Source organism: Longimicrobium sp., from assembly GCF_036388275.1.
In the GTDB taxonomy this organism is placed as follows: Bacteria; Gemmatimonadota; Gemmatimonadetes; order Longimicrobiales; family Longimicrobiaceae; genus Longimicrobium.
The window spans coordinates 115,260-127,413 of sequence record NZ_DASVSF010000086.1; the positions used below are offsets into that span (position 1 = coordinate 115,260).

Consider the following 12,154-nt stretch of genomic DNA (forward strand, 5'->3'; position numbering starts at 1 on the left):
CCACCGGGATCGGCGGATGCGCTTCGGGACGTTCGGCCGGCGTGCCTCGCGCGGCCCGCGTCGGCGGCTCAGCCCGGGAGCGGGCGCGCCACCAGGATGCCCGTCGCCCGGCGGATGGCCGACACGTACTGGGGAAGCGTGGTGCGGCTGACCTCCACCGCGCCGCCGGAGAGGGGCGCGTGCAGAACGCGCAGCACGCCCCCGGCGTCGCGGTACGCCAGCCCCGTGTGGGTGACGTCCAAACCGGGGATGGCCGTGGCGAAGGCCAGCACGTCGCCGCTGTGGATGCGGTCCTGCACCTGGACGATGCGGTCTGCCGGCACCCGCCAGCGGGGCGCGCGGTCCAGCGAGCGCTCCATCCGCCCGATGGCGGCGAACGTCGCCTCGTCGCGCAGGGCGGGGTAGCTGGACCGGTGCTCCGTCATGAAGCGCAGCGGGCGCTCGTCGCGCACCCCGCCCAGCTCGGGCCCCAGGTCGCGCACCAGGCCACGCCGGGCGCCGTCGGCCATCCACTCGCTGAAGTAGTGGAGGCGGCTGGCGAACCCGCTGCGCCGGCCCCCGCGGTAGCGCATCCGCTCCACCTCGCGGGCGAAGCGCTCCCACCCCTGCCCCGGCCCCGCCGCCGCCGTGCGCGCCACGGCGATGGCCGATTCCACCAGCGACACGCAGTCGAACTTCGACAGGTGAAGAGTAAGCGGCTCGTCCGCCGGCCTCCCGCCGTGGGCCAGGTACTGCTCCAGCGTGTACGCCGCGTAGGGAAGGCCCAGGGCCAGCTCGGCCGCGCGCGCCACCGCGGGCCCGAAGGGCGCGCCGGGGCGGCAGACACCCTCGCCGCACAGCACGCGCAGCCACTCGGCCAGGCGGGCGCGGTCGTCCACGGCCAGCGGGGGCGAGGCGGCGCTCCAGAGCGCGTGGGGCAGGGAGGCGCCGGCGGCGGCAAGGGCGGCGTGGGCCAGGAACGATCTGCGCGAGATGGGCATCGCTGCTCAGGGCTCGGGACTTCAGGGGTGCGGGATGGCTTCGTACCCCACAGTCGCGCCGGGGATCAGAAGGGGAACGGCGGGTCGTCGCGGGTGCCGTCCAGGGTGCCCGCGTCCAGCACCAGCCGCAGCAGCTCGTCCAGCTGTCCCAGGCGGTCGCGCTCGCGCCGGGATACCAGCAGGTCCTGCTGCCACCCGGGGTCGATGCGGATGGCCTGCGCGATCTGGAAGGCCGTTTCCAGCCCGGGATCGATCTCGGGGAAGGGCTGCTTGTACTTCACCACCTCTTCCAGCACGCGGTAGAACAGGTCGATGGAGCGCTGGCGGCGCGGCACCAGCCCGCGGCGGTCCTCCCGCTCGTCCTCGTACGGGGCGGCCAGCGCCTCCCAGTACGGCGCGCCGGACTCGATGCCGTCTTCCACGCGAAAGCGCTCCACGCCGCGGATCAGCAGCAGCGACCGGCCGTCGGGCAGGGGCTGGAACTTCACGATGTGCGCGATGCATCCCACGCCCCCGTTCTCAGTGCTGAAGGGGCCGTGGCGGTCCGGATCGTGGTAGATCAGCCCGAACCGCTCGTCGCCCTCCACGCAGCGCGCCACCATCTGCCGGTAGCGCGGCTCGAACACGTGCAGCGGCATGGGCGCGCCGGGAAACAGCACCACGGGAAGGGGAAACAGCGGAAGCCTCATCAGGCGAAAGTGCGTCTCACGCGGATTCGCGGCAAGAGGGCGCCCCCCGGGCGGCGGGTTGACGAGGCACCTGCCGATGCGGGCCGTCGTCATCCCGACGGAGCGGCCACGAGGCACCTGCCCGTACTCCACAGGCCGCAGCGACCAGGGGATCCACCGCATGCACACCACTCCTGCCGAAGCGCGATATGTCATCCCGATGGAGCGGCCACGCCCAAGTCACTGCAGCACCGTGGTTTGCAGCGACTGAGGGATCCGCCACACACCTCGCGTGATGCACTGTCGCGTCGGCTGTGCCCATGCCCCGGCGCTGTCGGGCGAATGAATTCGCTGCAACGACCACACGAAGTCTGCCTTCGCAGACTGGCCTGCCCCGGTGTGGGTCGAAGCCCGGCGCGCGCCCGGAAGGTGGTGCAGTTCTCCCCTTCTCCCGCTTGCGGGAGAGGGGGCCGGGGGGAGAGGGCAGCCGGGGCTCGCACGGCCCTCTCCGAAGCGCTCCGACCTGTTTTGGGGGAGAAACCGCGGTCACCGCGGGCGAATGAATAATGAATTCGCGGCAACAACTACACGAAGTCCGCCTGCGCGGACTGGCCTGTTCGCGTGTGGAGAGGACCATGTGGCGCGTCCGAAGTGTGTGGCGGATCCCTCGGTCGCTGCCGTCCATCACGTGGGGGCTGGCTCTGAATTGGCCGCTCCGTCGGGATGACAGCGCGTGCTTCGGCAGGTGCGGTGCGCGTGCAGGTGAAGCCCGAACGGAATGCGAAGTGGCCCGTGTTGGGGCTTTCCGCTTTTGCTGCCGCGGGTTTCAATGAAAAGCGGCCGGTCCCGCGTGGGGACCGGCCGCTCGTCGTCCGCCAGCCCGCCGGCTCAGCGGCGGGTGGTCAGCGTCAGGCGCAGGGTGCGCGAGGCGCCCGGCATGATGTTGTTGTTGCCGTGCGACGTGGCGTAATAGCGCCTGTCCAGCACGTTCTCCACGTTAACCTGCGCGCTGAGCAGCGGCGCCAGGCGCAGGAACAGCGCGGCGTCGGCGCGGGTGAAGCCGGGGAGCGTGACGGTGTTGTCGATGGCCGCGAACATCTCCGCCTGGTGGATGACGCCCAGCCCGAGCCCGATGGACCGGTGTACCTGCAGCCGGTTCCACAGCGAGAACGTGCGCTCCGGCACCAGCGGCACCCGCCGGCCCTCGGGCGCCGCGGACGTCGTGCTGGTGATCTTCGCCCGCTGGAAGGTGGCGCCGCCCACCATCTGCCACGCCGGCGTCACGTTGCCCGAGGCGCCGAACTCCACGCCCGTGGTGCGCTGCTCGCCCGTCTGCACCACCCGCTTGGGATCCGCCGGGTCCGGCGCCGTGGTGTTGGTACGGTCCAGCGCGTACAGCGCCGTGGTCAGCGAAAAGCCGGGGCGCACGTCCCACTTGGCGCCCACCTCGCGGTTGGTGAACCGCTCTGGCTCCAGCGTGCTCGACGTGGCGCTCAGCGAGCTGAACTGCTCCCCCGAGCTGGGCAGATACGACACGCTGTAGCTGCCGTAGAGCGACGCGGCCGCCACCGGCTTGAACACCAGCCCGGCGCGCGGCGACACCATCTCGTCGCGGCGGCTCAGCTCCTCGCCGTTGCGGTCGTTGCGGAAGTCGATGTCGAAGCGCTCCCAGCGCACGCCGGCGATGGCCTGCAGGTGGCGCGAAAGCTCCAGCTGGTCCTGCACGAAGAACGACGTCACCGAGGCCGTGGTGCCGTTGTCGGCGTCGGACGCGCTCTGCCGGAAGGTGATGGGCGTGGCCACCGTCGGCGCACTGAAGGGCGCGGTGAAGGAGGTGGCCGCGTCGTTGTAGTAGCCCGTCCGGCGGAAGTTCTCCGTTTCCTGCCGCCCCACCTCGGCGCCGGCCAGCAGCGTGTGCCGCAGCGCGCCGGTGCCCACCCCCCAGGTGACGTCCGTCTGGTTGAACAGGTTCCGGCGCTCGGTGGTGTTGCCGTAGGCCGAGAGCGTGACGGTGGCGCCGTCCGCGCTCACCGCACCGGGCAGGCTGTTCAGGTAGTCCTTGTCGTAGTCCGCCACGCGCGTGCGGTTGCGCACCGTCCACCCGCCCGGAAGCACGTGCTCCACGAAGCCGCTGGCGGCGCTGACCCGCGCCGTCGCATAGCTGGAGTCGGGGTTGCCGAAGAAGGTGGTGATGGGTGCCGTGGACGGACGGCCCTGGAACGAGGGGATCCCCCGGTCCACGGTGCGGTCGTCGCTGAAGTACTCGTACCCGGCCTGCACCGTCGTCCGCGCGCCCAGGGCCAGCGCCAGCGTGGGGTTCAGCCCGTAGCGGCGAAGCTGGTACGTGTCGCGGAACCCTTCCGAGTTCTCGTACATGCCGTTGAAGCGCAGCGCCAGCGCGCCGAAGCCCTGGCCCAGGTCCACCGTGGCCCGCCGGTGGTCGTGCGAGCCGCCCTCGACGGTGAACACCCGGGTGGGCGCCCAGCGCGGCTCCTTGGTGACGCGGTTGAGCACCCCACCGCCGCCGCCCCGCCCGAAGGTCATGGCATTGCTGCCCTTCAGCGCCTCCACGCGCTCCACGTTGTACACGTCGCGCAGGTACTGCACGTCGTCGCGCACGCCGTCGACGAAGAAGTCGGCGGTGCTGGCGTTGCCGCGGATGGTGGGCGCGTCGCGGTGCCCCTCGCCCTGGCCCATGGTGACGCCTGGAACGTAGCGCACCACGTCGGCCATCCCCTGCATCGACTGGTCGGCGATGACGTCGGCCGTCACCACGCTCACGGACTGCGGCGTGTCGCGCAGCGGCGTGTCGGTGCGGGTGGCGGTGCTGCTGCGCGGCGCCCCGTACCCGCGGCTGCGCTGGCCCACGACCGTGAGGGTGGTGAGCGTGTACACGCCCTCGCCCGCCGCCGCGCTCCCCGTGACCACCACGGTTTCGCGGTCGGTGAACTGCGCCGTCATCCCGGTGCCGGCCAGCAGCTGGCGCAGCGCCTCGGCCGCGGTCAGCGAGCCGGAAATGCCGGACGCCTGCCGTCCGGCCGAGGCCGCCGCCACGTCCACGCGCACGCGGAGCGCCGTCTGGCGGGCATAGTCACGCAGGGCATCCGCCAGCGGCTGCGGGCGGATGGAAAAGTGGATGACGGTCGCGGTGTCGCCCTTCGCCGCGGCCCATTCCGCCGCTCCAGCCCCGACGGCGGAGAGGGGAGCCTGGGCCGCGGCGGGGGCGGCGCACAGCAAACATCCGAGTCCAGCTATGGTGATCCGACGCATCGCGCAGAGTAGGTTGAGATTGAGAACGATTCTCAACGCGGAGAATACAGTCCGCCGGACGGCCCCGCAAGAGTCCCGTCCCGCTCTCCGTCGACGGGAAGGGCCCAGACGCAAAAAGGCCCGCCGCTCGGGGGAGCGGCGGGCCTTTCTGCGATCGGCAGCCGGGCGGATCAGCGCTCGGCGAGCAGCGCCTCGGCGGCGAGGGCCGGCTGCGGCTCGGCGACGATGCGCGAAATGGGGAGCGCCTGCCGCGCGCGGCCGCCCTCCAGCTGGCGGCGGAAGTCCGACTCGTCCACCAGGTCGCGGATGGAGCGGTCCATCCCGTGAAGCTGCTCTTCCAGCAGCGCCATGCGCCGCTCCAGCAGCTGCTGCGCCTGGTCCTGCCCCTGCAGCTCGCGGTACTTGGCCAGCGCCTCCATCAGCGGCTTCAGGGCGAACCGCGCCGTCAGACCGGTGATGGGGATCAGGACGGTAAGCATCCCCATGACGATGGCCGTCATGGCGATGATGGTGTCGTTGGTGCCCATGGGGTTCTCCTACTGCCGCGGGGGAAGGGGACGGACGGGCGCGCGGATGCGCGGAACGGAAGCGGGTACGGAAAGCTCCGCCGCCAGGTTTCAGCGGCGAAGCTCTTGGAAGATAACGACGCGCGTTCCGGGAAAGAATCCCCCCGTCAGTTGGCGGCTTCGGAGGCCAGGTTCAGCGGGGCGATGCGGGGAAGGACGCCGCGGACGAGGGCCACCAGGCGCTCGCGCACCTGCGCGCCCACCTCCATCACCTCGTCGTGCGAAAGCGCCTGCCCGCTGAGCCCCGCGGCCAGGTTGGTGATGCACGAAATGCCCAGGCACTTCACCCCGATGGCGCGCGCCACGATCACCTCCGGGACGGTGGACATCCCCACCGCGTCGGCGCCCAGCCGCCCCAGCATCCGCACCTCGGCCGGGGTTTCGTAGGTGGGGCCCAGCAGCCCAGCGTAGACGCCCTGGGTGACGGGAATCTTCAGCTCACGGGCCACCTCTTCGGCCGCGCGGCGAAAGCCGGCGTCGTACGGGTCCGACATGTCCGGGAAGCGCGTTTCGCCCGGATACGTTTCGCCGATCAGCGGGTTCTGGAACATCAGGTTCAGGTGGTCGGCGATCAGCATCAGGTCGCCGGGCACGAAGCCGGGGCGAATCCCCCCCGCCGCGTTGGTCAGCAGCATGGACCGGGCGCCCAGCGACGCCAGGGCGCGCACCGGCAGCGCCACGTCAGACGGCTTCCATCCCTCGTACAGGTGAAAGCGGCCCTGCATGGCCACCACTTCCACCCCCTCCATCCGCCCGGCGACCAGCTGCCCCGCGTGCCCCGCCAGCGCCTGGGTGCGGCGGGGAAAGCCGGGGATGTCGTCGAAGGGAACGCGCACGGCGTCCTCGATCTCGTCGGCCAGGCCGCCCAGGCCGCTGCCCAGCACCAGGATGGCGTGCGGCGCGCGGGTGAAGCGCTCGCGCAGGAAGGTGACCGTGGGCTCGATGGAGGTGTGAGTCATTTCTCGTCAGTCGGGCGATGGGCGGAGGCTCCCGGACGAATCTCCGGCCCGCGCCCCCCGCCGTCAACGGGGGTGCAGATCGGTGCACCATCCGTTTCTGCGTAGATGCGATGGCGCTTCGGTGCCGCATCCGCACCAATCCGGTGCACCAATCCGGTGCAGCTGCATCGTTCCTCCCGTCACCCATCTCACCTCGTAAATCTTCAACTCGTTGGCTACCAAGCACTTGAACGAATTCAGGCACGCGGCCCGCCGCGTGCCTTAGGGAAGGCCACTCGATACGTGTGGCGCCTCTCGGAGCAGGCGGTCGCGGGCAGCAAGCCCCGGCGGCTGCCTCCCCCGTTGGGCGGTCGAGGTACGGGCTGTTGCAGAACGGGCATTCCGGGCCGCGAACGCGGCCCGTCTCCGCGGCACGGCGCCCCCGCCGTCGCCGATTCACCCTGTTGGAGGACCCTGATGAAGCGCACGCTCTCCCCCCTCGCCGCCGTCGCCATGCTCGGCCTTGCGGCCGCCTGCTCCGACTCGGCCCCCACCGGCTCGGAGGCACGCGCCCCCGGCGGCGCCCCCCTGCTTTCGGCGGCGCCGGGCCGTGGCATCGAGGGACAGTACATCGTGGTGCTGAAAGACGGCGCCAACCCCAACTCCGTGGCCGCCATCGCCGGCGTGAGCCCGCGCTTCGTGTACACCGCGGCGCTCAACGGCTTTTCCGCCACCCTGAACGCGGGCCAGCTGAACGCGCTGCAGCGGCAGGAAGGCGTCAGCTACATCGAGCAGGACCAGCTCACCACGGCCTCGGCCACGCAGAGCGGCGCCACGTGGGGGCTCGACCGCATCGACCAGCGCGACCTTCCGCTGAACAGCACCTACAACTACACGCCGACCGGCGCGGGCGTGAACGCGTACATCATCGATACCGGCATCCTGACCACCCACAACGAGTTCGGCGGGCGCGCGGTGTCGGGCTACACGGCCATCAGCGACGGACGCGGCACCACCGACTGCAACGGGCACGGAACCCACGTGGCCGGCACCGTCGGCGGCACCACGTACGGCGTGGCCAAGGGCGTGAAGCTGTACGCCGTGCGCGTGCTGGACTGCGCCGGCAGCGGCAGCAACTCGGGCGTGATCGCGGGCATGGACTGGGTGGCCAGCAACCACGTGAAGCCGGCCGTGGCCAACATGTCGCTGGGCGGCGGCGCCAGCACGGCCACGGACGACGCGGTGAACCGCATGCACAACGCGGGCGTCACGGTGGTCGTGGCCGCCGGCAACGAGAACCAGAACGCCTGCAACGTGTCGCCGGCCCGCGCGGCCAACGCCATCACGGTGGGCTCCACCACCAACACCGACGCCCGCTCGTCGTTCAGCAACTGGGGCACCTGCGTCGACATCTTCGCGCCGGGCAGCAACATCACCAGCGCCTGGTACACCGGCACCACCGCCACCAACACCATCAGCGGCACGTCGATGGCTTCGCCGCACACGGCGGGCGTGGTCGCGCTGTACCTGCAGGGCACTCCGTCGGCGACGCCGGCCAGCGTGGCCACCGCGCTGATCAACAACTCCACGGCCAACAAGGTGACGAGCGCCGGTACGGGCTCGCCCAACCGCCTGCTGTACAGCATCTTCGGCGGCGGCACCACGCCTCCCCCGACGGGCGGCACCACGTACACCGGCAGCCTGAGCGGCGCCGGCGACTCCGACATCCACCCGAACGGCACCTACTACCAGAGCACGGTGTCGGGCACCCACAAGGGCGTGCTGGACGGCCCCACGGGCGTGGACTTCGACCTGCAGCTGTTCAAGTGGAACGGCTCGGCGTGGAGCATCGTCGCGCGCGGCGAGACGGCGTCGCCGGACGAGACCATCACGTACAGCGGCACCGCCGGGTACTACTACTGGAAGGTGCTCTCGTACACCGGCAGCGGCTCGTACTCGTTCACCATGACCAAGCCCTGATCCTTCGGCTCGGTTGATGGAAAGCCCGTCCAGCGCCTGGTGCGCCGGGCGGGCTTCGTCGTTCCCGGATGGGGGGACGGGGTCTCACACGGAGGGCACGGACGACACGGGGGAGGTAACCCGTCGATGACCACGCGTGCGACATCTGGTTTCAGGGGACGGGAAACGCTCGTTTCGCGGCCTCGCGTTCAATTTCACGCACCGTTTTGGTTCGCGCTGCACCAACTCGCATCGGCGGAGCAAAGTGTCACTTTCAGCAACATTGTTGGCGCACCATCGCTTAGGCAGCACCACGCGCGTGGCTCGACACGTGCCTCATGTCGATCCCGCCATCTCGCACAAGTTTCGCCTGCCCGCCCCGCGCGGGAGAGCCATTCGCCCCCCAGCGAAAGACTCATTTCGCGTCGTAGGATAGCTACGGCAGAACAGGCGACCACCCCCCGGAAGGACCGCCATGCCCCCGTTCCGCGCCACCGCCGCCCTCCTGGCCGCCGCCGCCCTCGCGGCGTGCTCGGACCAGTCCCCCACCGCCGGCGCCGCGCCCGGGTCCGCGCCGCTGCTGTCCGCCGCGGCGGGGCGGGGCATCGCCGAGTCGTACATCGTGGTGCTCCACGAGGGCGCCGACCCGCGCGCCGTCGCCGCCGCGGCCGGGGCCAGCCCGCGCCACGTCTACTCGTCGGCCCTCAACGGCTTTGCCGCCTCGCTCAACGCGGGGCAGCTGAACGCGCTTCGCCACCACCCGGCGGTGGCGCTGGTGGAGCAGGACCAGGCGGCGGAAACGTACACCACGCAGAGCGGCGCCACCTGGGGGCTCGACCGCATCGACCAGCGGGCGCTGCCCCTCTCGGGCACGTACACCTACACCCGCACCGGCGCGGGCGTCTACGCCTACGTGCTCGACACCGGCATCCAGGCGGACCATCCACAGTTCGGCACCCGCGCGCGCAACGTGTACGACGCCTTCGGCGGCACGGGCGCGGACTGCAACGGCCACGGAACGCACGTCGCCGGCACCATCGGCAGCACCACCTACGGCGTGGCGAAGAGCGCCTACCTGCGCGGCCTGCGGGTGATGGACTGCAACGGCAGCGGGTCGACCAGCGGCATCATCGCCGCCATCGACTGGGTGCGCACCAACCACGTGAAGCCTGCCGTGGCCAACCTGTCCATCGGGGGCAGCTACTCGAGCACGATGAACACGGCGGTCACCAACCTGTCGAACGCGGGTGTGTTCGTGGCCGTGGCCGCGGGGAACAGCAACGCCGACGCGTGCAGCTTCTCGCCGGCCAGCGCCGCGGCCGTGTTCACCACCGCCTCGTCGGAAAGGACCGACGCGCGCCGCTCCACCTCCAACTACGGCAGCTGCGTGGACGGCTACGCGCCGGGTGGGTCCATCACCAGCACCTGGATCGGTGGCGGAACCAACACCATCAGCGGCAGCTCGATGGCCAGCCCGCACGTGGCCGGCGTCGCCGCGCTGTACAAGCACACGTACGGCGACGCGTCGTCGTCCACCATCGACACGTGGATCAAGAACAACGCGACGACGAACGTCATTTCCGGAAACCCGGCGGGCACGCCCAACCGCCTGCTGTACAAGGCGGCGCTCTGATCCCCTAGCGCCGCACCCCCGCGCGACCGCACCGAGGCGGCCGCGCCACGTCACACCCCGTTCGTGAGGATGTCATGAAGCTCAGCAAGACCGCAGTTGCCGTTGGTGCCGTGATGGCCCTGGCCGCGTGCTCGGACGAGTCGCCGGTGTCCGCCCGCGTCGACCTGGTCCCGGTGCTTTCCGCCGGCGCCCGCGGAATCGAAGGGCAGTACATCGTGGTGGTGCGCGAGGGCGCCGACCCGCGCTCGGTGGCCGCGGTAGCGGGCGCTTCGCCGCGGTACGTGTACACGGCGGCGATCAACGGCTTCGCGGCCACCCTGAATGCCGGCCAGCTGAACGCGCTGCAGCAGAACCCCAACGTCGAGACCATCGAGCAGGACCAGACGGCCCAGGCCTCGGCCACGCAGTCCGGCGCCACGTGGGGCATCGACCGCATCGACCAGCGCAGCCGGCCGCTGAGCGGCACCTACACCTACACGACCACCGCGTCGGGCGTGTACGCGTACATCATCGACACGGGCATCTACGCCGCGCACAGCAACTTCGGCGGCCGGGCCAGCAACGTGTACGACGCGTTCGGCGGTAACGGCAACGACTGCAACGGGCACGGCACGCACGTGGCCGGCACGGTGGGCAGCGCCACCTACGGCGTCGCCAAGGCCGTGCGCCTGCGCGGCGTGCGCGTGCTGGACTGCGCCGGTTCGGGCTCGTTCGCCGGCATCATCGCCGGCATCGACTGGGTTCGCGTGAACCGCACCAACCCGGCGGTGGCCAACCTTTCGCTGGGCGGCGGCTACTCGAGCACGCTGAACAACGCGGTGACCAACCTGGCCAACTCGGGCGTGTTCGTGGCCGTGGCCGCGGGCAACGAGAACCAGCTGGCCTGCAACGTGTCGCCGGCCAGCGCCTCGGCGGTGACCACGGTGGCCTCGTCCACCAGCAGCGACGCCAAGTCGTCGTTCAGCAACTACGGCAGCTGCGTCGACGTGTACGCCCCGGGCAGCAGCATCACCAGCACCTGGAGCAACGGCGGCACCAACACCATCAGCGGCACCTCGATGGCGTCGCCGCACGTGGCGGGCGTGGGCGCGCTGTACAAGGCGACCTACGGCAACGCCTCGCAGGCCACCATCGACACCTGGATCAAGAACAACGCGACGGCGAACGTGATCACCGGCAACCCTACCGGCACGCCGAACCGCCTGCTGTACAAGGCCGCGCTGTAATCCGAAGGATGGTTCCGCGGGGGTGACCCGCGCGGAGCTCGCCGCCCGGCCGTGGATTCATCCACGGCCGGGCGGTTCGTCGTTGAGGCCCCGCCCCCGGCCCCTCCCCGCACGGTACTGCTGTGCGGGGAGGGGAGAATTCCGGTGCGTCAGGGCTGGATTTCGCGCGTGGGCGGGCGCCCCCCATCCCCAACCCTTCCCCCGCAAACTGCCGCGGGGGAAGGGAGCCAGTGCCGTGCCTGGGGTCAGGCCGGGAGCGGGGGCGGGGCAGGATGGGGGGCTCGGTGCGTTTCGAGGAGGTTCGGTGCATGCCGCGGGTGGCCCCTCCCCCGGCCCCTCCCCGCATGCTGCGCATGCGGAGAGGGGAGAATTCGAGTGCGCGTCGACGGCTGCCGCTCACGCTACGGCAGCCCCCTCCCTCCGGCCCCCGTCCCCCGCTGCGCAGGGGAGGGGGAGATGTGCACGGCCACCGGGGCGCGCCACCTGGCCTAACTCGCACCAGCGCATGCAGTCCGCGAAGTCGGACATCGTGTGGTTGTTGCCGCGAATTCGAATTCATTATTCATTCGCCCCAGCAGGGCGGTGGCCTCGGCCGTGGTGACCTACCAGGCTAGTACGTGTCCGCGGCTAGATCCTTCGCCCCGCGGAGGAGGGTGTGCGGGCCGATGCGGTGCGCCTGGGGCTGAATAGAAAAAGTCCAATTCGTCCAAATTCCAAACGGCGCCCGCGAACCTCTCTTCATTCCTCAGGGTCGGCCGCAGGACGGTGACAGACTCAGAGGGTGTTGAGAAATGTCAACTTGGCCGAAGCCGACGGAGCATGAGACCCGACATCGCAAGATGGATCCATGCTTCGCTACTCTCCGGCAGGCCCTCGTAGTCCTTGCTCAAACGGCGGCAGCGCCCCAGCCAAGC

Annotated in this window: 8 protein-coding genes and 1 pseudogene; 3 read left to right on the top strand and 6 right to left on the bottom strand. The window is 70.7% G+C overall.

The window, feature by feature from the left end; all coding sequences use genetic code 11:
* Positions 1–68 precede the first annotated feature (68 nt).
* The 5 genes from VF632_RS18100 to VF632_RS18120 form a co-directional block, all read right to left on the bottom strand.
* On the bottom strand, positions 69–980 hold the full coding sequence (locus tag VF632_RS18100) for an N-acetylmuramoyl-L-alanine amidase-like domain-containing protein (protein WP_331024341.1): 912 nt from the start codon (positions 978–980) through the stop codon (positions 69–71).
* A 65-nt stretch (positions 981–1,045) separates the two neighbouring features.
* Positions 1,046–1,831 (bottom strand): LON peptidase substrate-binding domain-containing protein, encoded by a 786-nt coding sequence (locus VF632_RS18105; protein ID WP_331024342.1) that lies wholly within the window; start codon positions 1,829–1,831, stop codon positions 1,046–1,048.
* Positions 1,832–2,536: 705 nt separating this feature from the next.
* Complete coding sequence (locus tag VF632_RS18110; protein WP_331024343.1) at positions 2,537–4,885, bottom strand: TonB-dependent siderophore receptor; 2,349 nt, start codon at positions 4,883–4,885, stop codon at positions 2,537–2,539.
* Positions 4,886–5,088: 203 nt separating this feature from the next.
* Positions 5,089–5,445 carry a hypothetical protein gene (locus tag VF632_RS18115; protein WP_331024344.1) on the bottom strand — a complete coding sequence of 119 codons (357 nt, stop codon included), beginning with the start codon at positions 5,443–5,445 and terminating at the stop codon, positions 5,089–5,091.
* A 146-nt stretch (positions 5,446–5,591) separates the two neighbouring features.
* Entirely contained in the window at positions 5,592–6,443 is an 852-nt protein-coding gene (locus VF632_RS18120) for a purine-nucleoside phosphorylase (protein WP_331024345.1), read from the bottom strand.
* Positions 6,444–6,899: 456 nt separating this feature from the next.
* Here VF632_RS18120 and VF632_RS18125 point away from each other — a divergent pair, with 456 nt between their 5' ends.
* The 3 genes from VF632_RS18125 to VF632_RS18135 all read left to right on the top strand — a co-directional run bounded on the left by VF632_RS18125 (position 6,900) and on the right by VF632_RS18135 (position 11,240).
* Positions 6,900–8,402 carry a S8 family peptidase gene (locus VF632_RS18125; RefSeq protein WP_331024346.1) on the top strand — a complete coding sequence of 501 codons (1,503 nt, stop codon included), beginning with the start codon at positions 6,900–6,902 and terminating at the stop codon, positions 8,400–8,402.
* A 454-nt stretch (positions 8,403–8,856) separates the two neighbouring features.
* The gene (locus VF632_RS18130) at positions 8,857–10,014 is read left to right on the top strand and encodes a S8 family peptidase (protein ID WP_331024347.1); all 1,158 of its coding nucleotides are present in this window, start codon (positions 8,857–8,859) and stop codon (positions 10,012–10,014) included.
* Between the two features lie 74 nt (positions 10,015–10,088).
* Positions 10,089–11,240 carry a S8 family peptidase gene (locus VF632_RS18135; RefSeq protein ID WP_331024348.1) on the top strand — a complete coding sequence of 384 codons (1,152 nt, stop codon included), beginning with the start codon at positions 10,089–10,091 and terminating at the stop codon, positions 11,238–11,240.
* 794 nt (positions 11,241–12,034) lie between these two features.
* Here the strand turns inward: VF632_RS18135 and VF632_RS18140 are convergent.
* Positions 12,035–12,154, bottom strand: a pseudogene (locus tag VF632_RS18140) (IS5/IS1182 family transposase); the annotation flags it as partial.

Coding starts and splice junctions, on each gene's coding strand:
- VF632_RS18100 (WP_331024341.1), bottom strand. CDS start 980: ATGCCCATCTCGCGCAGATCGTTCCTGGCCCACGCCGCCCTTGCCGCC.
- VF632_RS18105 (WP_331024342.1), bottom strand. CDS start 1,831: ATGCGGTGGATCCCCTGGTCGCTGCGGCCTGTGGAGTACGGGCAGGTG.
- VF632_RS18115 (WP_331024344.1), bottom strand. CDS start 5,445: ATGGGCACCAACGACACCATCATCGCCATGACGGCCATCGTCATGGGG.
- VF632_RS18120 (WP_331024345.1), bottom strand. CDS start 6,443: ATGACTCACACCTCCATCGAGCCCACGGTCACCTTCCTGCGCGAGCGC.
- VF632_RS18125 (WP_331024346.1), top strand. CDS start 6,900: ATGAAGCGCACGCTCTCCCCCCTCGCCGCCGTCGCCATGCTCGGCCTT.
- VF632_RS18130 (WP_331024347.1), top strand. CDS start 8,857: ATGCCCCCGTTCCGCGCCACCGCCGCCCTCCTGGCCGCCGCCGCCCTC.
- VF632_RS18135 (WP_331024348.1), top strand. CDS start 10,089: ATGAAGCTCAGCAAGACCGCAGTTGCCGTTGGTGCCGTGATGGCCCTG.